We start from the raw sequence: 25,248 nt of genomic DNA on the forward strand, positions 1-25,248 counted from the left end.
TCGCGGCCGACCAGGACGCGCGGCCGCCCGGGCCTCGCGCCGCCCGGGCCTCGCGCCGACCAAGACGCGCGGCCACCGGGGTCTCGCGCCGCCCGCGACGCGCGGGCCGCGCCCCCGTGTCCGGCGCGCCGGTGAAGTCGCGCCTCAGCGGCTGCCCGTAAGGTGCGCGAACACGACCACGTTCCCCTCGTAGCCGGTGGCCCGCGAGTAGCCCCCGCCGCAGGTGATGACCCGCAGCTCCGGCCGGTCGGCGGCGCCGTAGACCTTCTCGTCGGGGAAGTTCTTCGCCTCGTACATCTCGACCGCGTCGACGGTGAACAGCGCGACGCTGCCGTCCCGCCGGTCGACCTCGACGGTGCTGCCCTTCTTCAGGGCGCCGAGGTCGTAGAAGACGGCGGGTCCGTCGGCGTTGTCGACGTGCCCGGCGACGATCGCGGTGCCGGTCTCGCCGGGGGTGGTGCCGGCCTCGTACCAGCCGGCCAGGTTCTTCTTCGCGGCCGGCGGCACGTCGAGGCTGCCGGCCCGGGTGAGACGCAGGCCCATGAGGGGGGCGTCCACGCGGATCGCCGGGATGCGGATGCGGTCGGGCGCCGACGGCGGCAGGGCGGGCAGGTCGGGCGTCCGCGACAGCCGCCCGTACGTCCCGGTGCGGCCGCCGTCCTGGCCGGCGCCGTCCTGCCCGGAGCCGGCCTGCGCGGCGGAGGGCTGCGGCGGCGGATGCGCCCCGGTGCCGCCGCCCAGCAGCCACGCGGCGGAGCACAGGGCGGCGACGGTGACGCCGGCTATCGCGGTGTTGCCGAATCCGCGCACGCGAGCCTCCTCGGGTCTGTCGTACGGATCAGGTCGGGCTCACGGGGCCCGGCCCGGTCCGGACGGCGGACCCGGGCCGGCCCCTGGGCGGGTCCCCGGTCCCCCTCCGGGCCGCGAGGGGCGTCGGACCCGGAGGGGGAGGGGACATGCGGTACCGGCGGACGGACGGCGGAGGGTGTCCGTCAGATCCCGTCGCCTCTCGCCCGGCGATGCAGGAGCCAGGTACCGCCCGCGGCGGCGACGGCGAGAGCCGCCACGCCTGCCGCGGTCTGTACGGGGTCGTGGCCGAGAGCGCCGCCGACCCCCGTCTTCACACTGCCGTGGGGATGCACCTGCTGGCGGGGGGACGTCAGCGTGACCACCAGGTCACCCGTCACCCGCCGGCCGCTGCGGGCGCAGACCGCGACGATCTCGTACGTTCCCGGCTGCGCGCTCGGCGGAACCCGGAACTGCCCGCTCGTGCCGTCCCCGTGCGTGCCGGGCGCCAGCGGGAAGGTGCCGGAGCCCACCGCGCCCGCGTCACCCACCGCGGTGCCTCCCTCGCCGCACGCCGCGGTGTCCACGGTGACCCGGCCGCCCGGCACCACGGAGGACGGGAACATCTCCAGTCCACCGGTGTCGTCGGTGTCACCGGCGTACGCGGGCGCGACGGCGAGCCCGGCGGCGGCGACGGCGAGCGCGGTTCCGCTCAGCAGACGGGACGTACGGCGCATCGGTGCTCCCTCGAACTCCTCGGCCGGGCGCACCCGCGACATCCCCGATGTGCCGCCGAGTCGGTCACGCCCCTGCCCTTCAGAGGTAAGGGGCACCGGGCGAGTCCGCTTGCCGAGGGAGCGTCACAAACGTGGTGAACGGGTGTCACCGACCCGGTCCCGAAGGTCTTCACGCGCTCGTTTCAGCAGGTCACCGATGGTACTGACGCCCCGTCACGGAAATGCGGCGAAGAGGGTGCGGCACGGGTGTGAACGGGTGACCGGGCCCGCGGGGAGACCCCACGAGCCCGGTCACCGGCCGGCCGGCCGCCCCGGGAGCGGCGGGCTCACTCACCCGGGGAACCGTGCCCCGCGGGCGCCCCCGGCGTCAGCTCACGTTGACCGCACTCCAGGCGGCGGCCACCGCGTTGTACTCGGCGCTGCCGGTCCCGTACAGGTCCTTCGCCGCGTTCAGTGAGGCCGTCCGGGCGCCCGCGTACTTCGTCGAGGACGTCATGTAGACCGTCAGGGCCCGGTACCAGATGGCGCCGAGCTTGTCCCGCCCGATGCCGGTGACGGTCGAGCCGTTGCAGGTGGGGGAGTTGTAGCTGACCCCGTTGATCGTCTTCGCGCCGCTGCCCTCGGCGAGCAGGTACGCGAAGTGGTTCGCGACGCCCGAGGAGTAGTGGACGTCCAGGTTCCCGACCGAGGAACTCCAGCAGTCCGCCGAGTTGCCGTCCTTGGAGGGCTTGTCCATGTAGCGCAGGGCGTCGCGGCCGAAGCCGGAGCGGACGATCTTCTCGCCGATCAGGTAGTCACCGGCGTCCGCGCTGTTGTTCGCGTGCCACTCCACCAGGGTGCCGAAGATGTCCGAGGTCGCCTCGTTGAGCCCGCCGGACTCGCCCGAGTAGGTCAGGGCCGCCGTCTTCGAGGTGACGCCGTGGGACATCTCGTGACCGGCCACGTCCAGGGCGACCAGCGGCCCGAAGGTCGTGCCGTCGCCGTCACCGTAGGTCATGCAGAAGCAACTGTCGTCCCAGAAGGCGTTGTTGTAGCTGCTGCCGTAGTGCACGCGGTTGTACGAGCCCTTGCCGTCGCCCGCGATGCCGTTGCGCCCGTGGACGCTCTTGTAGTAGTCCCAGGTCTCGTTCGTGCCGTACTGGGCGTCCACCGCGGCCGAGGAGCGGTCGGCCGTCGCGCCCGTGCCCCAGTGGTTGTCGGCGTCGGTGAACAGGGTGGCCGGTGCGCGGCTGATGCAGATGCCGAAGATGCACAGGTCGGTCTTGTTCGCCGCGTCACCGGTGTACGTGTTCCCGCGCGTGGCGTCCTTCAGCTGGTACGTCGACCCCGACAGCGTCGTCTCCAGCGCGACCGTGCCGCCGTAGAGCGACTTCCCGTCGCCGGTCGCGGTCTCGATGCTGTCCCAGGCGTCGATCTGCGCGCCGGTGCGCGCGTCGGTCAGCACCGTGCGGGCGACCGGATTGCCGAGGGAGTCCTGCGCCACCGTGTCGGTGCGCCAGGCGAGTCGGGGGGTGCCGTGCAGGGCGTCGACGACGAGTCGCGGCTTGGCCTGCACCTTCTTCAGCGTCTCGCCGAGGTGGGCGGCGCGCAGGGCGTTCACCGCGAGGCCGGCGGCCTTCGGCGCGGTCAGCCGGGGGGTCACGCTCGCCAGGGATATCGGCGAGCGGGTCGCGCGCGAGGCCCCGCGGTAGGCGCCGTCGGAGGCCAGGTGGACAACGAAGTCGCCGCCGAGCACGGGGAGTTGGCGGTAGGTGCGGTCGTAGCGGACGTGCTGGGTGCCGTTCTTGTCAACGACGACGTCCCGGACGCTGGTGTCCTGCGGGGCGGTCAGCCCGAGGCTCGCGGCGTGCGCGACGAGCGCCGAGGCGGCGTGCTCGATCGCGGAGCTCCTGGTGGGTCTGTCGGCCGCGCCGGCGGCGGGGGAGAGTGCGGTGGCCAGCAGGGTGGCGGCGGTGGCGGCCACACCGGCCGCGGCGATACGGGAACCTCGAATGTGCCGTGTCCGACTCATCGATCTCCTCGGGAAGGCGCCCTGGGTGCGTGGGGGCGGCGCTGATGGTGACTGAGATTTAAGAGGTCATGACATGTCATGTCCATAGCGCGTCGGTGCGGGTGTGTGAGGAGAGAGAATCGTTTCTGTGACCCTCCCGTTCTTCGTCTACGGCACCCTGCGCCCCGGCCGGCGCTACCACGACGCCTTCCTGCGCGGCCGCACCCGGGCCGAGGAGCCGGCCCGACTCGACGGCGCGGTGCTCTACGACGGCCCGGGCTATCCGTACGCCGTCGAGGAGCCGGGCGGGACCGTCCACGGGGAGCTGGTCACCGCCGTACCCAAGGCGTACGCGGAGCTGCTCCTCGCCCTGGACCGGCTGGAGGAGTACGTCCCCGGTGACCCGCGCAACCTCTACGACCGCGTCGAACGCGCGGTGACCCGCGAGGCGGACGGGCGGTCGGTACGGGCCTGGGTGTACGTCGCCGCACCCGCCGTCGCCGCACGGCTGCGGGCCGGCGGCGAACTGATCGAGGGCGGGGACTGGTTGGCGGGGTGAGCGGGCGGCCGAGGGAGCTGGGTTGCCGACGTGGTGGGCCGGCGGGGTGGGCCGGCCCCGCCGCCTCGGCCGGCGTCCGCGGATCCAACCCGACCGCTCGGGTCAGCCGACCGTGCGGGTCAGCCGACCGTGCGGGTCAGCCGACCCCTCGGGTCACCCGGCCGTGCGGGTCAGCCGACCGCTCGGGTCAGCCGGCCGTTCCGGTCACCCGGCCGTGCGGGTCAGCCGACCGCTCGGATCACCCGGCCGTTCCGGTCACCCGGCCGTGCGGGTCAGCCGGCCGTTCCGGTCACCCGGCCGTGCGGGTCAGCCGACCGCTCGGATCACCCGGCCGTTCCGGTCACCCGGCCGTGCGGCCGCTCAGGTCACCCCGCCGCTCCCGCCGCCCCGAAGTCACCGACGCCCTCGCGGGGAGCGGGGAAGCCGCCCGGTCACGCCGTCGGCGTGTGTGTCGGTGTCGGTGTCGGTGTCTCCAGCCGTACCGCGCACACCTTGAACTCCGGCATCCGTGAGATCGGGTCGAGGGCCGGGTTGGTCAGGGTGTTGGCCCGGCCCTCGCCCGCCCAGTGGAACGGCATGAAGACGGTGTCGGGCCGGATGCCGCTGGTGATCCGCGCCGGCGCCACGGCCCGGCCCCGCCGGGACACGACCACCACCGGGTCGCCCTCGGCCGCGCCCAGCCGCTCCGCCAGCCGCGGATGCAGTTCCACGAACGGGCCGGGCGCGGCCGCGTTCAGCTCGTCCACGCGCCGGGTCTGCGCCCCGGACTGGTACTGCGCCACGACCCGCCCGGTCGTCAGCAGCACCGGGTACTCGTCGTCCGGTTCCTCGGCGGCGGCCCGGTGCGACACGGCGACGAACCGGGCGAGCCCGTCCTCGGTGGCGAACCGGTCGAGGAAGAGACGGGGGGTGCCGGGGTGGACGTCCCGGCTGGTGTCGTACGGCACCGGCAGGTTCCCCGGCCCCCCGCCGCCCTCCGCGGCGCGCACCGCCGAGCCGGCGCCGGTCCCGTCCTCGGGAGCCGGTGCCGGTGCCGGGCACGGCCAGAACACCCCGTTCTCCTCCGCGAGCCTGCGGTAGGTGATCCCGGAGTAGTCCGCCGGCCCGCCCGCGCTCGCGCGGCGCAGTTCCTCGAAGACCTCCTCGGGGTCGGTCGGGAAGCCCTTCTCCACGCCGAGGCGGTCGGCGACCTCGTGCAGGACCTCCAGGTCGCTGCGGACACCGTCCGGGGGCGTGATCGCGCGCCGCCGCAGCAGCACCCGCCCCTCCAGGTTGGTCGTCGTGCCGGTCTCCTCGGCCCACTGGGTGACCGGCAGCACCACGTCCGCCAGCGCGGCCGTCTCCGACAGCACCACGTCCGCGACGGCCAGGAAGTCCAGGGAGCGCAGCCGTTCCTCGATGTGCGCGGCGCGCGGGGCCGAGACCACCGGGTTGGAACCCATCAGCAGCAGGGAACGGATGTCCGTGCCCAGCGCGTCGAGGAGTTCGTACGCGCTGCGCCCCGGCCCCGGCAGCGAGTCCGGGTCCACCCCCCACACCTCGGCCACGTGCCGGCGCGCCGCCGGGTCTGTCAGCTTGCGGTACCCGGGCAACTGGTCGGCCTTCTGGCCGTGTTCGCGACCGCCCTGCCCGTTGCCCTGTCCGGTCAGGCAGCCGTACCCGGAGAGCGGCCGCCCCGCCCGGCCCGTGGCGAGGCACAGGTTGATCCACGCGCCCACCGTGTCGGTGCCCTTGGACTGCTGCTCGGGTCCGCGGGCGGTGAGCACCATCGCGGCCTCCGGTTCGCAGAACATGCGGACGGCCTCGCGGAGTTGGGGAACGGACACCCCCGTGATCCGTTCCACGTACTCCGGCCAGTGCGCCATCGCCGCCGCCCGGGCGTCCTCCCAGCCCGCGGTCCGCTCACGGACGTACGGCTCGTCCACCCGGCCCTCGGCCACGACCAGGTGCAACAGGCCCAGGGCGAGGGCCAGATCGGTACCCGGCCGGGGTGCGAGGTGCAGGTCGGCCTGCTCGGCGGTCTTCGTGCGCCGCGGGTCCACGACGATCAACGTGCCGCCGTTCTCCCGCAGTTCGCTCAGATAGCGCAGCGCCGGCGGCATGGTCTCCGCGAGGTTGGAGCCGACCAGGATCACACAGCCCGTCCGCGGGATGTCCTCCAGCGGGAAGGGCAGCCCGCGGTCCAGGCCGAACGCCCTGGTGCCGGCGGCGGCCGCCGACGACATGCAGAAGCGCCCGTTGTAGTCGATCTGCGAGGTGCCGAGGACGACCCGCGCGAACTTGCCGAGCGTGTACGCCTTCTCGTTGGTGAGGCCGCCCCCGCCGAAGACCCCGCACGCGTCCGGGCCATGCTCCGAACGCGTGCGGGACAACTCCCCGGCGATCCGGTCCAGCGCCTCCTCCCAGGAGGCGGGCACGAGCGTGCCCCCGGAGCGCACCAGCGGGGAGGTCAGCCGCACCCGGGAGGAGAGCACCGCCGGCGCCGTACGGCCCTTGCCGCACAGGGCACCCCGGTTCACGGGGAAGTCCGCGCGCTCGGTCACCTCGACCGTCCCGTCCGGTGCGGGCGTCAGGTTCATCCCGCACTGCAGGGCGCAGTACGGGCAGTGCGTGGGCGTCACGGAGTTCTCCATGCCCCTCAGCGTGCGTCGGCCGTGTTACGCCCGGGACGGCGCCCTGTTACGCGGCCGGGACGCCGACCTCCCCGCCGCCGGCCGGCCGGAGTGAGGGACGCGTGAGGCGGGTGTCACCGGCCTGCGGCGAGCGCCCGCGCGACCCCCGGCTCCTTCGGGCCGAGGAAGCGCGGGTCGGGCTCGAACACCACGTCCAGCGCCGCCTTTCCGGCCGCGAGCAGTTCCCGTGCACCGCCGTAGTACCAGGTCACGTCGTGTTTGGCGGCGACACCGATGCCGTACGACTCGACGCCGGCCGCCCGGCACAGCGCGACCGCCCGCCGGATGTGGAAGCCCTGGCTGATCAGGATGGCCCGGTCCACGCCGAAGATCTTCTTGGCGCGGACGCACGAGTCCCAGGTGTCGAAGCCGGCGTAGTCGCTGACGATCCGCCGGCCGGGGACGCCGTGCCGGGTCAGATAGCCGCGCATCGCGTCGGGCTCGTCGTAGTCCTTGCGGCTGTTGTCGCCAGTGACGAGGACCACCTCCACCCGGCCCTCGCGGTACAGCGTGGCCGCCGCGTCCAGCCGGTGCGCGAGGTACGGCGAGGGCTCGCCGTCCCACAGACCGGCGCCGAAGACGACGGCCACGTCGGCGCGGGGCGCGTCCGCCGTCGTCCGCAGCCGGTCGGCCGTCACCACCCACATCCAGGTCGTCGGCAGCAGCGCCAGCACGCAGCCGGCCATCACGGCCTGCACCAGCCGTCGGCGTCCGGTGCGGGTGCGCGGCAGCCGGGGTCTGCGGAGTCTCAGGTGGCGCATCGGACGGTTCCTCCCCGGTCGGCTCTCGACCGAGAGAGACGCAGTGCGATGCTCTCCGGTTCGGTCGCCCGGAGGTGACCAGGTTCACCACAACGAGTGAAACCGCAGTTCAGTCCGCCTCACACACCCCGTGCACCCGTCCGTGAACCCCCGGCAAACACCCGTCATTCCCGTGCAACGGGGCGGCAACCTGCGCCCGGCACCATCGGTGCATGACGGCGTCGAACCCTGCTCGCCACGAGTCCACGACCGGCCCCGGCCCTCAGGCCCAGGGGGCTCACCTCGACAGTACGGCGCACCTCTTGAACCGGATCAGCAGTCAGCTCGCGGGTCAGCTCAGTCTCGTCTCGCTCGACGGCAGGCGGCGCCCCGACCCGCCCGCGCTGGTCGTCGTGGCGCACGGCAGCCGCAACCCGCGCGCGCTGAGCACGGTCCGGGCGCTCCTCGACCGCGTCCGCGAGCTGCGGCCGGGGCTGCCCGTGCACCTCGGTCACATCGAGCTGAACGAGCCGCTGCTGCCCGACACCCTGACCGCCCTCGCGCACATGGGCACGGAGGAGGCGGTCCTGGTACCCCTCCTGCTCAGCCGCGGCCATCACGTCAAGCAGGACATCCCCGAGATGGCCGCCGCCGCCCCGCTGGCCACCCGGGTGGCCGCCCCGCTGGGCCCGCACCCGCTGCTCGTCGAGGCCCTGTACGCCCGTCTCGTGGAGGCCGGCTGGCGCCCCCGGACCGCCGACGCCGTGGTCCTCGCCGCCGCGGGCTCCCGCGACCCGGACTCCGCCGTCGACACCGGCCGCACCGCGCAGCTCCTCGCGGACCGTCTCGGCGTCCCGGTGGTCCCGGCCTACGCCACCGCCGGCCCGACCGTCCCCGCCGCCCTGCGCGCCCTCGCCGCCCGCGGCCACGAGCGCGTCGCCGTCGCCTCCTGCTTCACCGCCCCCGGCCGCTTCGCCACGGAGTGCGCCCAGGCCGCCCCCTGGATCGCCTCGGCCCCCCTGGGCACCCACCCGGCCATGGCCCACCTCCTCCTCCACCACTACGACCAATCCACCCACACCCCGACCCCCACCCCCCAAGCCCTGACCCCAGCCTGACCGGCCCCCCTCTTCGGGGGCGCGGGGAACTGCGCGAACCCCCGACGGACGGGTCACGGACTCTCGACGGTTCCCCCACCCACCCCTCCAGGGGCGCGGGGAACTGCGCGAAATCCCCCGACGGGCGGGTCACGGACTCTCGACGGTCCCCCTACCCACCCCTCCAGGGGCGCGGGGAACTGCGCGAAATCCCCCGACGGACGGGTCACGGACTCTCGACGGTCCCCCTACCCACCCCTCCAGGGGCGCGAAATCCCCCGACGGACGGGTCACGGACTCTCAACGGTTCCCCCACCCACCCCTCCAGGGGCGCGGGGAACTGCGCAAAACCCCCCACCCACCCGCACCAACCCCTCGACGGATCCCCCACCGACTTCGGGGACGCGGGGAATTCCACACCCCCCAACCCCACCGCACGCCCCCCCAAATCCCCCCCAAGCCGCCCGCAGGGCACCCCGCCCCCTACTGTCGAGACATGGAAGGCACCGCACCCGCCACCCCCCAGCCCTACGAGCCCCAGTCCCCACCCCCCGGCTACGACCCGACGTCAGTCGACCGCTGGGCCACCGAGCCCGACAAACGCCCCGGCCGCACCGCCTTCCAGCGCGACCGCGCCCGGATCCTGCACTCGTCCGCGCTGAGGAGACTCGCCGGCAAGACCCAGGTCGTGACCCCCGGCACCCGCAGCCGCGTCTGGGACGCCAGCCCCCGCACCCGCCTGACCCACTCCCTGGAGTGCGCCCAGGTCGGCCGTGAGCTCGGCGCCGCGCTGGGCTGCGATCCCGACCTCGTCGAGGCGGCCTGTCTGTCCCACGACCTCGGCCACCCGCCCTTCGGCCACAACGGCGAACAGGCACTCAACGAGTTCGCGGAGGACTGCGGCGGCTTCGAGGGCAACGCCCAGTCGCTGCGCCTGCTGACCAGGATCGAACCGAAGCGGTTCGTGACGTCGTCGGAGACGGGCGACCTCGTCAGCGTCGGCCTCAACCTGACCCGCGCCGCCCTGGACGCCGCCACCAAGTACCCGTGGCCGCGGGGCGGGCACCCCACCGACCCCCGGTCGCGGAAGTTCGGCGTGTACGAGGACGACCGGCCGGTCTTCGACTGGGTCCGCAAGGAGGCTCCCGGCAGCCGTATCACCTTCGAGGCGCAGGTCATGGACTGGTCCGACGACGTGGCCTACTCGGTGCACGACGTGGAGGACGGCCTGCACGCCGGTCACGTCGACCCCGACTGCCTGCACGCGGAGCCGGAGCGCCAGGAGGTGTTCGCCGTCGCCGTCGGCCGTTACGTGCCCGCCGACACCGACCCCGCCGAACTCGCCGAGGCCCTCGACCGCCTGCAGGACCAGGAGTGGTGGCCGCACGGATACGACGGGTCGGCCGTCGCGCAGGCCCGCCTCAAGGACGCCACCAGTCAGCTCATCGGCCGGTTCTGCCTGGCCGCGGAGGTCGCCACGCGCGCCGCGTACGGCGGCGGCCGGCTCACGCGCTACGGCGCCGAACTCGTCGTACCGCGGGCGGCCCGCCTGGAGTGCGCGGTCCTCAAGGCGGTCGCCGACCGGTACGTCATGCAGCGCGCCGAGCAGGAGCGGCTGCGCGCCGACCAGCGGATCGTGGTCGCGGAGCTCGCCGAGGCGCTGACCGCCCGCGCTCCGGACGGGCTGGACCCCCAGTTCCGCGCGCTGTTCGACCAGGCCGGTGACGACCGGGCGCGCAAGCGGGTGATCGTCGACCAGATCGCGTCCCTCACCGACGCGTCGGCCCGTTCGCTGCACGCCCATCTGCGCGGGCGCCCATGACCGGGGCCCGTTCGGGGCACTCGTGTCACACGAGACACCTCTGTGGCCCCCAAAGGGTCCGAATGTGACCCTCCGTGGCCTGATCGGGCCACTCCCTCTTCCCCCATCACGCTGCGTGCGGGACGCTCGCATGTGGCGGCACCCTTACGAGGAGGCATCAAGTGGTCGACGCGGATCAGACGTTCGTCATCATCGGAGGCGGCCTGGCCGGCGCGAAAGCGGCCGAGACGCTCCGAGCGGAGGGCTTCACCGGACGCGTGATACTGATCTGCGACGAGCGCGACCACCCCTACGAGCGGCCGCCGCTGTCCAAGGGCTACCTGCTCGGCAAGGAGGGACGCGACAGCGTCTTCGTGCACGAGCCCGCCTGGTACGCCCGCAACGACATCGAGCTGCACCTCGGGCAGACCGTCGACGCCGTCGACCGCGCCGCGAGGACGGTCCGCTTCGGTGAGGACGGCACGCTCGTCCACTACGACAAGCTGCTGATCGCCACCGGCGCGGAGCCCCGCCGTCTGGACATCCCGGGCACGGACCTCGCGGGCGTCCACCACCTGCGCCGCCTCGCGCACGCCGAGCGGCTCAAGGGCGTCCTGGCCACCCTCGGCCGGGACAACGGCCACCTGGTGATCGCCGGCGCCGGCTGGATCGGCCTGGAGGTCGCGGCGGCGGCCCGCGAGTACGGCGCCGAGGTCACCGTCGTCGAGCCCGAGCCGACCCCGCTGCACGGCGTCCTGGGCCCCGAACTCGGCAACCTCTTCGCCGAGCTGCACCGCGAGCACGGCGTCCGCTTCCACTTCGGCGCGAGGCTGACGGAGATCGTCGGGCAGGACGGCATGGTCCTCGCCGCCCGGACCGACGACGGCGAGGAGCACCCCGCGCACGACGTCCTCGCGGCGGTCGGCGCCGCCCCGCGCACCGCCCTCGCCGAGGCGGCCGGCCTGGAGCTGGCCGACCGGGCGCACGGCGGCGGGATCGCGGTCGACGAGCGGCTGCGCACCTCCGACCCGGACATCTACGCGGCCGGTGACGCGGCCTCCTTCCACCACACCCTGTTCGGCACCCGGCTGCGGGTGGAGCACTGGGCCAACGCCCTCAACGGCGGACCGGCGGCGGCCCGCGCGATGCTCGGCCGCGACCTCGTCTACGACCGGGTGCCCTACTTCTTCTCCGACCAGTACGACGTGGGGCTGGAGTACTCCGGCTGGGCGCCCCCGGGGTCGTACGACGAAGTGGTGATCCGGGGGGACGCGGGCAAGCGGGAGTTCATCGCGTTCTGGGTGAAGCAGGGCCGTGTGCTGGCCGGGATGAACGTGAACGTGTGGGACGTCACCGAGCCCATCCAGCAGCTGATCCGCTCCGGGGCCCCGCTGGACACGGACGCACTGGCCGACCCGCACGTTCCGCTGGGCGACCTGACGTCCTGACCGTCACCGCTGTCGGTCCCGCCCCGTAGAATCACCTCGTGGCAGGACGGATCAACGACGAGGACGTGAAGGCGGTACGGGACGCGGTCCCGATCGACGCCGTCGTCTCGGAGTACCTCCAGCTGCGCAACGCGGGCGGCGGAAACCTGAAGGGGCTGTGCCCCTTCCACGACGAGAAGTCGCCGTCCTTCCAGGTCAGCCCGAGCAAGGGACTCTTCCACTGCTTCGGCTGCCAGGAGGGCGGCGACACCATCACGTTCGTGATGAAGGTCGACCACCTCACGTTCTCCGAGTCGGTCGAGCGCCTCGCCGCCCAGGCCGGCATCACCCTGCGCTACGAGGAGGGCGGGTACAACCCCGCCCACCAGCGCGGCGAGCGCATCCGCCTGGTGGAGGCCCACAAGGCCGCCGCCCAGTGGTACGCGGAGCAGCTCGACGCCTCCGCGGAGGCCGAGACGGGCCGCAAGTTCCTCGCCGAGCGCGGCTTCGACCAGGCCGCCGCCGCCCACTTCGGCGTCGGCTACAGCCCGCAGGGCTGGGACCATCTCACCCGCCACCTCCGAGGCAAGGGCTTCACCGACAAGGAACTGCTCCTGTCCGGGCTCTCCCAGGAGGGCCGCCGCGGCCCCATCGACCGCTTCCGCGGCCGGCTGATGTGGCCCATCCGCGACATCGGCGGCGAGGTCGTCGGCTTCGGCGCCCGAAAGCTGTACGAGTCGGACAACGGCCCGAAGTACCTCAACACCCCCGACACCGCGATCTACCGCAAGTCCCAGGTGCTCTACGGCATCGACCTGGCGAAGAAGGACATCGCCAAGTCCAGCCGCGCGGTCGTCGTCGAGGGCTACACCGACGTCATGGCCTGCCACCTCGCCGGTGTCACCACCGCCATCGCGACCTGCGGCACCGCCTTCGGCACCGACCACATCAAGATCCTCCGCCGTCTGCTGATGGACAACGGCAGCGCCCGCGTGATCTTCACGTTCGACGGTGACGCGGCCGGCCAGAAAGCGGCCCTGCGCGCCTTCGAGGACGACCAGAAGTTCGCCGCCGAGACGTACATCGCGATCGCGCCGGACAACATGGACCCCTGTGACCTGCGGCTGGCCAAGGGCGACGAGGCGGTCGCCGACCTGGTCGAGCCCCGCACCCCGCTGTTCGAGTTCGCCCTGCGCCAGATCGTCGTCCGCTACGACCTCGACACCCCGGCCGGCCGCGCCGCCGCTCTCGACGAGGCGGCCCCGATCGTCGCCCGCATCAAGAACACCGGCGCCCAGCACGAGGTCGCGGTGCAGCTCGCCGGCATGCTCGGCATCCTCGACACGCAGTTCGTCGTCAAGCGGGTCGCCCAGCTGGCCCGCTGGGCCCGCGACCGCGGCGGCAAGGGCCCGGCGCCCGCGTCACCCGACTCCAGGCCGTACGACTCCGGGCCCCGGGCCGGCGCGTCCGGCCCGGCGCTGAACCTCCGCAACCCGGTCTACGCCACCGAGCGCGAACTCCTCAAGCTCGCCCTCCAGCGCCCCGACCTGGTCTCCCCGGCCTTCGACGCGTACGGCGTCGACGAGTTCACCGCCCCGGTCTACGCGGCCGTGCGTGAGGCCGTCCAGGAGGCGGGCGGCGCCGAGTACGGCACGCAGGATCCGCAGGAGTACCTGGTCCGCGTGCGTGAGGTCGCCCCCGACGACACCGTCCGCGCGATGGTCACCGAGCTGGCGGTCGAGGCGATCATGCGCAAGACGGTCGACGAGGCCTACGCGGGCGACCAGTTGGTCACCGTCCGCCGTCGTGCCGTCGAGCGCCGCGTCCGCGACATCCAGAGCACCCTCGCCCGCCTCGGCAGCAACGGCGACCCGGCCCAACTCGCCGCCGTACAGAACGAACTGTGGGTCCTCCAGCAGTACGACCAGGCTCTCCGCGTGCAGGGCGCGGCCGCGCTCTGAGGCGGGTCAGCGGGGCCGCCCCCCGAACGTCGGCCCCCGAGTCCGCACCGGCCGCCCCGCGAACTCCCGCTCAGCGAACTCCCGCCCGGCGTCCTCGAACCGCGGGTACTCGCTGACGCGGTGGCCCTCGTGCGAGAAGGCGGACACGTGCGGATCGTCCCAGATCAGGGGCGTGCGAGGCACCCGCGATCGCGGCGCTGGTAATCAGCCGGTCACAGACCGGACTCAGAAAGTCGCCGCACGCCCCTCGTGGCGGCGATGTGTCGTACTCCACACTGGGTTCCGGTGCCTGAGTCCTCGGAGCGCGGCCGATCCGTCCCCCACGGATGCCACATCCCCGCGGTTCCGCTCATCGCGTACGGGCCGGACCGCGGCGAGGCCGCCGACTCCGTCCCCGAAGCAGCGCTGCCGCACACCTCAGCAGCGATCATCCTGGAGGTCGCCCCCGTGCAGACCCAGACCCTCACCCAGACCGACAGCTCGACGGACGGCACGGAACCGGACGCGGAAACCGACGTCCTCGGCGCGGTGCCCCCGCAGAACCGTGCCGCGCTCCACCCCGAGACGGAACCGGACACCCCGCCCGCCGAGGTGGCGGACGAGGCCCCCGAGGCCGTCGAACCGCCCGAGCCCGTCCGGGTCCGCCCCGACACCGGAGCCCCCTCCTCGGACCTGTTCCGCCAGTACCTGCGGGAGATCGGCCGTATCCCGCTGCTCACCGCCGCCGAGGAAGTCGACCTGGCCCGCCGGGTCGAGGCCGGTCTGTTCGCCGAGGAGAAGCTCACCAGCACGCCCGACCTGGACAGCAGCCTCGCCCTCGACCTGGACCGGCTGATCGTCCTGGGGCGGATGGCCAAGCGCCGGCTCATCGAGGCGAACCTGCGGCTGGTCGTCTCCGTCGCCAAACGGTACGTCGGCCGCGGCCTGACCATGCTCGACCTGGTCCAGGAGGGCAACCTGGGCCTGATCCGCGCGGTGGAGAAGTTCGACTACGCCCGCGGCTACAAGTTCTCCACCTACGCCACCTGGTGGATCCGGCAGGCCATGTCCCGCGCGCTCGCCGACCAGGCCCGCACCATCCGCGTCCCGGTCCACGTCGTCGAACTCATCAACCGGGTCGTCCGCGTCCAGCGCCGCATGCTCCAGGAACGCGGCTACGAGCCGACCCCCGAAGAGGTCGCCGCCCACCTCGACCTGCTCCCCGAGCGCGTCAGCGAGGTCCTGCGCCTCGCCCAGGAACCGGTCTCGCTGCACGCACCCGTCGGCGAGGAGGACGACGTCGCCCTCGGCGACCTCATCGAGGACGGCGACGCGGCCTCCCCGGTGGAGTCGGCCGCGTTCCTGCTGCTCAGGGAACACCTGGAGGCGGTGCTCTCCACTCTCGGCGAACGCGAGCGCAAGGTCGTCCAGCTCCGCTACGGACTCGTCGACGGCCGCCCCCGCACCCTGGAGGAGATCGGCCGCATCTTCGGCGTCACCCGGGAGCGGATACGGCAGATCGAGTCGAAGACCCTCAACAAGCTCCGCGACCACGCCTTCGCGGACCAGCTGCGGGGCTACCTGGACTGAGCACGGGGGCCGCTCGACCGCCGGCGGCCCCCGCCCGGCCGCCACGGACCTCAGTCGACCTCGGCGACCGCCTGCGCGAACTGCGCCTTGTACAGCCGCGCGTACGCCCCGTCGGCCGCGAGCAGGTCGGTGTGCGTCCCCTGCTCGACGATCGCGCCGTTCTCCATGACGAGGATCGTGTCCGCGTCCCGGATCGTCGACAGCCGGTGCGCGATCACGAACGACGTTCGCCCGTGCGCGAGTTTGGCCATCGCCTTCTGGATCAGCACCTCGGTGCGGGTGTCGACGGAGCTGGTCGCCTCGTCGAGCACCAGGATCACCGGGTCGGACAGGAACGCCCGCGCGATGGTGATCAGCTGCTTCTCACCGGCGCTGACACCCGTGCCCTCGTCGTCGATCACCGTGTCGTAGCCCTCGGGCAGCGTCCGCACGAACCGGTCCGCGTGCGCCGCCCGCGCCGCCTCCTCGATCTCCCCGCGCGTGACCTCGCGCGAGGCGCCGTAGGCGATGTTCTCCGCGATCGTGCCGCCGAACAGCCAGGTGTCCTGCAGCACCATGCCGATGCCGGCGCGGAGTTCGTCCCGGGACATCTTCGCGATGTCGACGCCGTCGAGGGTGATGCGCCCGCCGGAGACGTCGTAGAACCGCATGAGCAGGTTCACCAGGGTCGTCTTGCCGGCTCCGGTGGGGCCGACGATCGCGACCGTGTGCCCCGGCTCCACGGTCAGCGAGAGGTCCTCGATCAGCGGCCTCTCGGGCTCGTAGCGGAAGGAGACGTGCTCCAGCGCCACCAGTCCGCGCAGTTCCTCGGGCCGCACCCCCGGCACCGGGTCGGCCAACTGCTCCTCCGCGTCCAGCAGTTCGAAGATCCGCTCCGCCGACGCGACACCCGACTGCACCAGGTTCGCCATCGACGCGACCTGCGTCAGCGGCATCGAGAACTGCCGCGAGTACTGGATGAACGCCTGCACGTCACCGATGGACAGCGCGCCGGACGCCACCCGCAGCCCGCCGACGACCGCCACCAGCACGTAGTTGATGTTCGACACGAACATCATCAGCGGCTGCATGATCCCGCTGTTGAACTGCGCCTTGAAACCGGCCTCGTACAGCCTGTCGTTCTCCTCGGCGAACTGGGCCGCCGACTCCTCCTGCCGCCCGAACACCTTCACCAGCGCGTGCCCGGTGTACATCTCCTCGATGTGGGCGTTGAGTTTGCCGGTGGTGCGCCACTGCTGCACGAAGTGCGGCTGCGACCTCTTGCCGATCCGGGTCGCCACGACGAACGACAGCGGCACCGTCACCAGCGCCACCAGTGCCAGCAGCCACGACACCCAGAACATCACCACGAGCACACCGACGATGGTGAGCACCGAGTTGATCAGCTGGCCCATCGACTGCTGGAGCGTCTGCCCGATGTTGTCGATGTCGTTGGTCGCCCGGCTCAGCACCTCACCGCGCTGCCGCTTGTCGAAGTACGACAGCGGCAACCGCGACAGCTTCGTCTGCACGTCCTCGCGCATCCGGAACATGGTCCGGTTCACCGCCCGGTTCACCAGGCGCGTCGCCACCGCCATCAGCAGTCCGGCGACCAGGAACGTACCGAGCGCGAGCAGCAGTACGTCCCCGACGGCGCCGAAGTCGATGCCCTTGCCCGGCGTGAAGTCGGTGCTGCGGAGCATGTCGGCGACCGAGCCCTGGCCCCGGTCCCGCATCGACTGCAGCGCCTGCTCCTTGGTGATCCCGGCCGGCATCTGCCGCCCGACGATGCCCGCGAAGACCAGGTCGGTGGCCTTGCCGAGGATCTTCGGCCCGATCACGCTCAGGCCCACGCTGACGACCACGCAGACCAGCAGCCCGTAGATCGTGCCGCGTTCCGGTGCGAACCGGGCGATCAGACGCCTGCCCGACCCCTTGAAGTCCATCGAACGCTGGTCGGGGCCGCCCCCGGCCATCATCCGTCCCATCGGCCCGGCCATCAGGCGGCCTCCGCTTCCGTCAGCTGGGAGAGCACGATCTCCCGGTAGGTCTCGTTGTCCGCCATGAGCTCGTGGTGCCGGCCGGTGCCGACGACCCGGCCCTCGTCGAGGACCACGATCCGGTCGGCGTCCCGGATGGTCGCCACGCGCTGCGCCACGATGACGACGGTCGCCTCGGACGTCTCCCGGGACAGCGCCGCCCGCAGGGCCGCGTCGGTCGCGTAGTCGAGCGCGGAGAAGGAGTCGTCGAAGAGGTAGATCTCCGGGCGCTGCACGAGCGTCCGGGCGATGGCCAGCCGCTGGCGCTGGCCGCCGGAGACGTTGCCGCCGCCCTGCGCGATGGGCGAGTCGAGCCCGTTCTCCAGCCGCTCGACGAAGCCCCTGGCCTGCGCCACCTCCAGCGCGTGCCACAACTCCTCGTCGGTGGCGTCCGGATTGCCGTACCGCAGGTTGGTGGCGACCGTGCCCGCGAACAGGTACGGCTTCTGCGGCACCAGGCCGACCGTTTTGGCGAGCAGCTTCGGGTCGATGCCGGCCACGTCCTCCCCGTCGACCAGCACCTCGCCGTCGGTCGCGTCGAACAGCCGGGGCACCAGGCCCAGCAGGGTGGACTTGCCGCTGCCGGTCGAGCCGATGACGGCCGTGGTCTCGCCCGGCCGGGCCACCAGGTCGACCCCCTTCAGCACCGGTTCCTCGGCACCCGGATAGCGGAACCCGGCGCCGCGCAGCTCCAGATGCCCGTGCCGGCGCAGCTCCCGGACCGGGGCGGTGGGCGGGACGACGCTGGAGGAGGTGTCCAGGACCTCCTGCACCCGCTCGGCGCACACCTCCGCGCGCGGCACCATCATGAACATGAAGGTGGCCATCATCACGGACATCACGATCTGCATGAGGTACGCGAGGAACGCGGTCAGGTCGCCGATCTGCATCTGGCCGCTGTCGATGCGGTGCGCGCCGAACCAGACCACGGCGATCGACGACAGGTTCACCACCGTCATGACGATGGGGAACATCAGGGCCAGCAGGTTGCCGGTGCCCAGCGCCACCTGGGTGAGCTCCGTGTTGGACTTCCGGAACCGGTCCTTCTCGTAGTCGTCCCGGACGAACGCGCGGATCACCCGGTTGCCGGTGATCTGTTCGCGCAGCACCCGGTTGACGGTGTCCAGGCGCACCTGCATGGAGCGGAACAGCGGGCGCAGCCGGCGCACGATCAGCGTCACGCAGACGCCCAGCACCGGCACGACCGCGACCAGCACCCCGGACAGCGGCACGTCCAGGCCGAGGGCCAGGATGATGCCGCCCACACACATGATCGGGGCGGACACCAGAAGGGTGAACGTCATCAGGGTGAGCATCTGGATCTGCTGCACGTCGTTCGTGGTCCGGGTGATCAGCGAGGGCGCGCCGAACTGGCCGACCTCGCGCGCCGAGAACGACTGCACGCGGTCGAACACGGCGGCCCGCAGGTCCCGGCCCAGCGCCGACGCGGTCCGCGCGCCGTAGTAGACGGCACCGATGTTGCAGACGACCTGCGCCATCGAGATGCCGATCATGAGGGCGCCGAACGAGAGGATGTAGCCGGTGTCTCCCTTGACGACACCGCTGTCGATGATGTGCGCGTTCAGCGTGGGCAGGTAGAGGGTGGCGCAGGTCTGCAGGAACTGCAGCAGCACCAGCAGGGCGATGGGTTTCCTGTAGGGCCTGAGACAGGTCCGCAGAAGTCGTATGAGCACGCTACGTCTCTCGGAGTCGGCGAAGAGGGCGAGTGGTTGCCCCTGGCCCCTATCGTCGGTCACTCCACCCGTGTTACCTCAACCGATTAAGCCGACAGCAGTGCTTCTTCCGGCCGGGGGTGGCTCCCGCCCCGCCGTGCCGCCGCCCGGGCGCACGGCCCACGCGGGCCGTCGGCCTGGAACGGTCCCGCCCGTCCGCCGTCCCCCCGGTGCCCGGCTACGCGCGAAACGCCCCCGGATGGGTCTGCTCCCGCACCGACACGTACTGCTGGCGCACGGCCTGCCCCACCGCGAGGTCCTCGCCCGGGTCCAGCACCTGCGCCGCCGCGCCCTGCCAGGCGGGCGGGGTCCGCGGATCGAGTGTGCCCTGCGACACACCCAGCGCCCAGGCCGCCTGCCGGGCCGCGCCGATCGCCGCGTAGTCCGCGGGCTGCGGCACCACGACCTGCACCCCGAACAGCGCGGGCGCCGCGGCCTGTACGGCGGGCAGCTCGGCGGCCGCCCCCAGCAGGAAGATCCGCCGCACCTCGACACCCCGGCCGCGCAGCACGTCGAGCGCGTCCGCGAGCCCGCACAGCATGCCCTCGAACGCCGCCCGCGCCAGGTGCTCCGCCCGCATCGACTCCCGGCGCAGCCCCGCCAGGGTCCCGGCGGTGTGCGGAAGGTTCGGCGTCCGCTCACCCTCCAGGTAAGGCAGCAGGACGAGCCCGTGCGAGCCAGGCGTCGACTTCATCGCCAGGTCGGACAGGCTGTCCAGGTCCGGCAGCCCCAGCAGCTCGGCGGTCCCGCGCAGCGCCCGTACGGCGTTCAGCGTCGTGACGACGGGCAGGTGCATGCCGGTCGCGTCGGCCAGCGCGGTGATCATCCCGCTCTGGTCGACGAGCGCCTCGGGGTGGACGGCCATCACGGACCCGGAGGCCCCCAGCGACACCACCGCGTCGCCGAAGCCCAGCCCCAGCCCGAAGGCCGCGGCCATCGTCTCGCCGGTGCCCGCGGAGATCAGCAGGCCCTCGGGGGTCGTACCGGCCGCGTCGGACGGGCCGATCACCTCGGGCAGCATGGCCTGGTGACCGAGCGCCAGCTCGACCAGGTCCGGCCGGTAACCGCCGGTGGCCGCCGACCAGTAGCCGGTGCCGGAGGCGCCACCCCGGTCGGTGGTTCTGCGCCCGGGCCGCCCGAGGAGCTGCCAGACCAGCCAGTCGTGGGCCTGGAGCAGGACGGTGGTCCGCGCGGCGGCGTCCGGTTCGTTCTTGGCCAGCCAGCGCAGCTTGGTCACCGGCTGCGCGGCCTGCGGTACGCAGCCCACCGCCTGCGCCCACGCCTCGCGCCCGCCGAGCGCGTCGACCAGATCGGCCGCGGCGACCTGCGCCCGCCGGTCCCCGCCGACCATCGCCGGCCGCACGGTGTTGCCCTGCGAGTCCAGCGGTACGACCGCGTTCTGCTGCGCGGACACCCCGATGGCCTGCACGCCTTCGAGAAGCCCGCCCCCGGCGGCCTCACCGAGGGACAGCAGCCAGGCCTGCGGATCGACATCGGCAGGCCGCCCACCGGTCTCGGTGCCCTCGAGCGGATGCGGCGCGTATCCCTGCCGGAGCACGGCTCCGGTGTCCGCGTCACAAACGACGATACGAGTGAATTCGGGCGAACTGTCCAACCCGGCGACTATCCCCATGGCCAAAATTCTGCCGCACGAACGGCAGTGACCGCGCCGGGACGGCACCGCACGGGTGCGCCGACCCCCCCGCCGCCCGCCTTCCGCCCACCGGAACGGGGCGTGCGGCGCGGGGAGACAGAGCACTCCCCATGCCGTGAGGGGCATGGGGAGTGCGGGTGTCGCGACGGTACGAGCGCTACCGCTGAGGGGGCCCTAGGTGTTGCTGGTGCCCCAGTCGTCCTCGGCGCCGGCGTTGCCGTTGTGGCGCCGCAGGGAGCGGACCCGGTCGGTGACCGAGTCGGGGACGCGGTCACCGACCTTCTCGCTGACCGCGTGGTACGCCTTGCCGGCGTACTGGCGGCCCTGCTGCGCCGCCGTCTCCGCGCTGTTGCGGACGGCGGGGTTCTGCGCGACCTGACGTGCGGACTTCTTCAGCTGCTCGTAGCGCTCGCGTCCGGCCTTCGTGCCGAGCACGTAACCCAGAGCGAGTCCGGCGACGAACGTGAGCCGGTAGCGCATGGCGGCCACCCTTCCCTTCGTAGGCGTTCGGTGCGGCTGGTGCCGGGGGAACCGATTGGCGGAGCACCCCCCTGCTTGCGCTAATGTATGTGTCGCAGCGAGCGTCCGCCCCCTGGCGAATACCCAGGTAGGTACGTTCGATGCAGCCAAGCATTCCTCCGTAGCTCAATTGGCAGAGCAGCCGGCTGTTAACCGGCAGGTTACTGGTTCGAGTCCAGTCGGGGGAGCTCGGTCCTCCGTAGCTCAATTGGCAGAGCAGCCGGCTGTTAACCGGCAGGTTACTGGTTCGAGTCCAGTCGGGGGAGCATGGTGAAGGGGACCCCGTCGGGGTCCTTTTTCATATCCCGGGAACCGCCCGCTGGGCAGGGCAGTCCTCCTGGGCGTGCGAAGTCGACCATCCGAAGCAGGAGATCGTATGAGCGGCTATGCTGCGGCAGACGGCGCGCACACCTGTACGCGACACGCCGCTATGGGGCGGTAGCTCAGCCGGTTAGAGCAGCGGACTCATAATCCGTCGGCCGTGGGTTCGAGTCCCACCCGCCCCACCTGTGCAGGCTTCCGACCTGTGGAAACGTTCATTTTGTCCTGTCGGGTCGTCAACTTTGCCTGAACGGACTGAATCCGCTGCTCGTGGGTTTGGAGTCCGGCGGAGGTCGGGGGAGTTCCAACCCCTCTGAGCTGCGGCGGAGTAGGTGCTCGCGGTTACCGATCGTCGTTCGGGCCACTGCTCTGAGGGGCGATGCCAAGCCTCAGGGGCCGTACAGGGGCCGGGGCGGCGCGGTCGTGTCCGGTCGACGGTGTCTACGGGGCGATTCGTTGTCCCATTAGCCGGTGTGCGGCAGGGCTGCCATCGCGCTATGTAGACACTGTCGCCCTCGCTGTGTTCCATCTGCGATGACGTCCAGGGGTGGGGAAACTGCCCCAAGAGGAAACCGCCCGGACGGGTTACTCGCCCCTCTTGGGTAGAGCCCTGCGGTTCGGCCGTCGGCCGGTGTGACGGCCGACCCTGCACTGTTTCTAGGGCAGGTACGGCCCCCCCCCCCCGAGAACGAACCTCAGAAGATCAACGAAGCCCTGCCCCGTCATGTCACACCACACCCGTCGTCTTCGGTAGCCGACTCGCATCCCTGGGCGAGGCCAGGAAGATCACCGTCCGATGCAGCAGCATGATCAGCGGGCATGCTCGGGCCCGCGAGCTGCACCGGCTTACCTGGGCAAGTCGGCGTGTCGAGTCAGGGGACCCGCTGACGGCAGGGTCTCAGGTCGCCCTCGCCTGCTTGGCGACGGGCCAGGAGAAGAGGACGAGCAGGCAGGTGTCGCCTGGTGACCATCAGGTGACCGCTGTCCGCCCGGCGATTTACCGGAGTCCAGGGAATGCTTGGGGAGCGCCACCGCGAGCGATCAGCTGCCGACACGCCGCGCAAAACACCCGAAACGCTCCGGAAGGATTCTCACGCCATGACTACGACCGCGCCCAAGGCTCCGACTGCACCAGGGGTGCGGTCCTGGTGGGGAATCCCGTTTGCCACCGCTGAGCGATACCGCCGCCCCGTAGTCGCGGATTTCGATCCGGACTGCTCCTATGACCGCAAGGGCGTCGTCTCCGTCCAGCCCGACAGCGGCGACTGGCTAGAAGCTGACAGCGGGATGGGCGAGGACTGCCTGAACCTGAACGTGTGGGCCCCCGAGCAGCCGGCCGGGAAGACGCTGCCGGTGGCCGTGTACATCCATGGCGGCGGATTCGAGTTCGGCGCGAACACGCAGACCACCTCGAACGCCGCCGGTCTCGCCGCGACGGGACGCGTGGTGAGCGTGTCGGTCAACTACCGGCTCGGCGCCCTGGGCGCGCTCTCGCTCTCGCAGTACGGCGGGCGGCTCGCTGAGGCCAGCAACCTTTTCCTGCAGGACGTCATCGCCGCGCTGACCTGGGTCAAGCGGAACATCGCCCACTTCGGCGGCGACCCCGACCAGGTCACGGTCTACGGCCACAGCGCCGGCGCCTACTCCACCTTCGGTCTGCTCGGCGCCTCCTCCGCCGACGGCCTGTACCGGCGGCTGGCCGGGTTCTCCGGCGGGCCCGCTCGTAGCGTCCCGGCCTGGTGGGCCGAGGAGCTCGCGCACCTGTTCGTCACCGAACTCGGCGTAGCGGACAACCCGGAGAAGCTGCTCGACCTCGACGCGGTCTCCCTGAGGGACGCCCTACGTAAGGTCGCCCCGACGGACCTCGGAGTCCGCGGCGGGGTGGACAACAAGGCCACCGGCGTCGTCCTGGACATCGGGCAGCCCGGCGCGGTGGTGCACGTCCATCCCATGGACGTCCTCGCCTCGGGGGCGCACCGCGACGTCGACATCCTGCTGAGCATGGCCAGCGACGACATGGGCTGGTGGGTGGCGAACGACCTCGACCGGTTCGACGCGGGCACCGTCGACCGCGTCGTCGACGAGGTCGCGGGGTGGCGTGTCTCCCGCTCCCGCGCGCAGAAGATCGTCGACGCCTACGACCAGGGCGGCCGTACCCCGGCCGAGGTCCGCGCCGCGGTCATGGCGGACTACCTCTTCGCGCTCCCGGCCGCCCGCGGCGCCCTGGCGCATGCCGCCGCGGGCGGCAACGCCCATCTCCTGATGATCGGGCCCGCCGAGGGGGCGCCCGCGGTGCACGGCACCGAGATGTACGCCCTGGTCGGCCAGGAGCAGTCGGGTCGCAGCGCCGAGCAGGCCGAGCGTGACACGCGTATCCGCGACATCGTGCTCGACTTCGCCACCGGTGAGCAGTCCCGTCTGTGGCCCGCTGTCACGGACGAACCCACCTCGGGAAGCGTCGGCAGCCCGCCCTTCGAAGCCACCGCCCACTACCAGCAGGCCCTCGGCCTGTGGGAGGGCATCGACCGTCCCTGACGGCCGGCGGGCGTTACGGACGACGCAGGGGACAACACGGAGTGAGGTACGACATGAGCCAACCGACAGCAGCCGGCGACGCCGCACCGGCGACGATGCGGGCCGTCGTCGTCACCCGGCCCGGCGGCCTCGACGCACTGGAGATCCAGGATGTGCCGGTGCCCGTCCGCAAGCCCGGCTGGGTGCGGATCAAGGTCAAAGCGTTCGGCGTCAACGAATCCGAGGTCTCCACCCGCAAGGGCGAGTCCGATGCGGAGGTCGCCTACCCGCGTGTGCCCGGCATCGAGGGCGTCGGCGTGGTCGATGACGCCGACGAGGACAGCGAGCTGCGGCCAGGGCAGCAGGTGGCCACGATGATGGGCGGCATGGGCCGCGCCTACGACGGTGCCTACGCCCAGTACGTGACTGTCCCCGTGGCACAGGTCATCCCGTTCGAGACCAGCCTGCCGTGGGGCGTCGTCGGTGCGCTGCCGGAGATGTTCCAGACCGCCTACGGATCGCTGACCACCGGCCTGGACCTCAAGGCCGGGCAGACGTTGCTGATCCGCGGCGGCACCTCCACGGTCGGGCTGAGCGCGGCCACGATCGCGAAGGATCTGGGAGCGACCGTGCTGTCCACCACCCGCACCGCGGCGAGGTCAGGTGAACTGAGGGCCGCAGGCGTCGACCACCCCCTCGTCGACAACGGCACCCTCGCCGACCAGGTGCGCGAGCTGATCCCGGACGGCGTCGACGCCGCCCTGGAACTGGTCGGCTGCTCGGCCCTCCCCGACACCCTCAACGCCGTCCGCCGCCACGGCACGGTCTGCTTCACCGGAGCCCTGGCGGGCCAGTGGACGATCCCCGACTTCAGCCCGTTCATGATCCCGGGCGGGGTGCGGCTGACCTCCTACAGCGGTCAGGCCGCCGACCTCCCGGCCGACGTCCTCGCCCACCAGCTCCAGGCCATCGCCGAAGGACGCCTTCACGTCCCGGTCGCGAAGACCTACCACGGCCTGGAACAGGTCCGCGACGCCCAGGCCGACCTCGAATCCGGAGCCACGCCGGGCAAGCACGTCGTCGTCCTCGACGACTGAAACCTGATCGCGGGACGCGACAAGGTCATCGCACACAGCGTGCGTGGTGGGTG

At 72.2% G+C, this 25,248-nt stretch carries 18 protein-coding genes and 3 tRNA genes; 11 read left to right on the forward strand and 10 right to left on the reverse strand.

Features of this window, described 5'->3' with window-relative positions; all coding sequences use genetic code 11:
• Window positions 1–144: 144 nt before the first annotated feature.
• The 3 genes from ABZT03_RS16415 to ABZT03_RS16425 form a co-directional block, all read right to left on the reverse strand.
• Window positions 145–810: a class F sortase gene (locus tag ABZT03_RS16415; protein WP_356039442.1), complete on the reverse strand. Its 666-nt coding sequence runs from the start codon at window positions 808–810 to the stop codon at window positions 145–147.
• A gap of 182 nt (window positions 811–992) precedes the next feature.
• Window positions 993–1,523, reverse strand: a complete 531-nt coding sequence (locus ABZT03_RS16420) for a hypothetical protein (protein WP_356039446.1) — start codon at window positions 1,521–1,523, stop codon at window positions 993–995.
• A gap of 367 nt (window positions 1,524–1,890) precedes the next feature.
• The gene (locus ABZT03_RS16425) at window positions 1,891–3,534 is read right to left on the reverse strand and encodes a M4 family metallopeptidase (RefSeq protein WP_356039449.1); all 1,644 of its coding nucleotides are present in this window, start codon (window positions 3,532–3,534) and stop codon (window positions 1,891–1,893) included.
• A 127-nt stretch (window positions 3,535–3,661) separates the two neighbouring features.
• Here ABZT03_RS16425 and ABZT03_RS16430 point away from each other — a divergent pair, with 127 nt between their 5' ends.
• Entirely contained in the window at window positions 3,662–4,072 is a 411-nt protein-coding gene (locus ABZT03_RS16430) for a gamma-glutamylcyclotransferase family protein (protein ID WP_356039450.1), read from the forward strand.
• A gap of 431 nt (window positions 4,073–4,503) precedes the next feature.
• On the opposite strand, the gene ABZT03_RS16435 is transcribed toward ABZT03_RS16430, so the two are convergent.
• Window positions 4,504–6,705, reverse strand: coding sequence for a molybdopterin oxidoreductase family protein (locus ABZT03_RS16435; protein WP_356039452.1), 2,202 nt, complete (start codon window positions 6,703–6,705; stop codon window positions 4,504–4,506).
• A 113-nt stretch (window positions 6,706–6,818) separates the two neighbouring features.
• Entirely contained in the window at window positions 6,819–7,505 is a 687-nt protein-coding gene (locus tag ABZT03_RS16440; RefSeq protein WP_356039454.1) for an ElyC/SanA/YdcF family protein, read from the reverse strand.
• Window positions 7,506–7,717: 212 nt separating this feature from the next.
• Here ABZT03_RS16440 and ABZT03_RS16445 point away from each other — a divergent pair, with 212 nt between their 5' ends.
• From ABZT03_RS16445 to dnaG, 4 genes are all read left to right on the forward strand, one after another.
• The gene (locus tag ABZT03_RS16445) at window positions 7,718–8,602 is read left to right on the forward strand and encodes a sirohydrochlorin chelatase (RefSeq protein WP_356039456.1); all 885 of its coding nucleotides are present in this window, start codon (window positions 7,718–7,720) and stop codon (window positions 8,600–8,602) included.
• Window positions 8,603–9,077: 475 nt separating this feature from the next.
• Window positions 9,078–10,403 (forward strand): deoxyguanosinetriphosphate triphosphohydrolase, encoded by a 1,326-nt coding sequence (locus ABZT03_RS16450; protein ID WP_356039458.1) that lies wholly within the window; start codon window positions 9,078–9,080, stop codon window positions 10,401–10,403.
• A gap of 161 nt (window positions 10,404–10,564) precedes the next feature.
• Entirely contained in the window at window positions 10,565–11,830 is a 1,266-nt protein-coding gene (locus tag ABZT03_RS16455; protein WP_356039460.1) for an FAD-dependent oxidoreductase, read from the forward strand.
• 38 nt (window positions 11,831–11,868) lie between these two features.
• Window positions 11,869–13,770 carry a DNA primase gene (gene dnaG / locus ABZT03_RS16460; RefSeq protein WP_356039462.1) on the forward strand — a complete coding sequence of 634 codons (1,902 nt, stop codon included), beginning with the start codon at window positions 11,869–11,871 and terminating at the stop codon, window positions 13,768–13,770.
• Window positions 13,771–13,776: 6 nt separating this feature from the next.
• On the opposite strand, the gene ABZT03_RS16465 is transcribed toward dnaG, so the two are convergent.
• The gene (locus ABZT03_RS16465) at window positions 13,777–13,917 is read right to left on the reverse strand and encodes a hypothetical protein (protein ID WP_356039464.1); all 141 of its coding nucleotides are present in this window, start codon (window positions 13,915–13,917) and stop codon (window positions 13,777–13,779) included.
• 138 nt (window positions 13,918–14,055) lie between these two features.
• On the opposite strand from ABZT03_RS16465, the gene ABZT03_RS16470 reads away from it, so the two are divergent.
• Entirely contained in the window at window positions 14,056–15,339 is a 1,284-nt protein-coding gene (locus tag ABZT03_RS16470; RefSeq protein WP_356039466.1) for an RNA polymerase sigma factor, read from the forward strand.
• Window positions 15,340–15,389: 50 nt separating this feature from the next.
• Here ABZT03_RS16470 and ABZT03_RS16475 read toward each other — a convergent pair whose 3' ends face one another.
• The 4 genes from ABZT03_RS16475 to ABZT03_RS16490 form a co-directional block, all read right to left on the reverse strand.
• Window positions 15,390–17,318 carry an ABC transporter ATP-binding protein gene (locus tag ABZT03_RS16475; protein ID WP_356039468.1) on the reverse strand — a complete coding sequence of 643 codons (1,929 nt, stop codon included), beginning with the start codon at window positions 17,316–17,318 and terminating at the stop codon, window positions 15,390–15,392.
• Entirely contained in the window at window positions 17,318–19,051 is a 1,734-nt protein-coding gene (locus tag ABZT03_RS16480) for an ABC transporter ATP-binding protein (RefSeq protein WP_356039470.1), read from the reverse strand. The genes ABZT03_RS16475 and ABZT03_RS16480 overlap by 1 nt, the downstream gene beginning before the upstream one ends.
• Window positions 19,052–19,268: 217 nt before the next feature.
• On the reverse strand, window positions 19,269–20,723 hold the full coding sequence (locus tag ABZT03_RS16485; RefSeq protein ID WP_356039473.1) for an FGGY family carbohydrate kinase: 1,455 nt from the start codon (window positions 20,721–20,723) through the stop codon (window positions 19,269–19,271).
• A 195-nt stretch (window positions 20,724–20,918) separates the two neighbouring features.
• Window positions 20,919–21,224 (reverse strand): YtxH domain-containing protein, encoded by a 306-nt coding sequence (locus ABZT03_RS16490; protein ID WP_356039477.1) that lies wholly within the window; start codon window positions 21,222–21,224, stop codon window positions 20,919–20,921.
• A 154-nt stretch (window positions 21,225–21,378) separates the two neighbouring features.
• On the opposite strand from ABZT03_RS16490, the gene ABZT03_RS16495 reads away from it, so the two are divergent.
• The 5 genes from ABZT03_RS16495 (at window position 21,379) to ABZT03_RS16515 (ending at window position 25,195) form a co-directional block, all read left to right on the forward strand.
• A tRNA-Asn gene (locus tag ABZT03_RS16495) sits at window positions 21,379–21,451 on the forward strand.
• Window positions 21,452–21,456: 5 nt separating this feature from the next.
• Window positions 21,457–21,529 (forward strand) — tRNA-Asn (locus tag ABZT03_RS16500).
• Between the two features lie 166 nt (window positions 21,530–21,695).
• Window positions 21,696–21,769: transfer RNA gene (locus ABZT03_RS16505), tRNA-Ile, on the forward strand.
• A gap of 913 nt (window positions 21,770–22,682) precedes the next feature.
• Window positions 22,683–24,119 carry a carboxylesterase family protein gene (locus ABZT03_RS16510; protein ID WP_356039480.1) on the forward strand — a complete coding sequence of 479 codons (1,437 nt, stop codon included), beginning with the start codon at window positions 22,683–22,685 and terminating at the stop codon, window positions 24,117–24,119.
• Window positions 24,120–24,172: 53 nt separating this feature from the next.
• Window positions 24,173–25,195, forward strand: a complete 1,023-nt coding sequence (locus ABZT03_RS16515; RefSeq protein WP_356039483.1) for a zinc-binding dehydrogenase — start codon at window positions 24,173–24,175, stop codon at window positions 25,193–25,195.
• The last annotated feature ends 53 nt before the right edge of the window (window positions 25,196–25,248 follow it).

This window comes from Streptomyces sp. NPDC005574 (genome assembly GCF_040605435.1).
Taxonomy (GTDB): domain Bacteria; phylum Actinomycetota; class Actinomycetes; order Streptomycetales; family Streptomycetaceae; genus Streptomyces.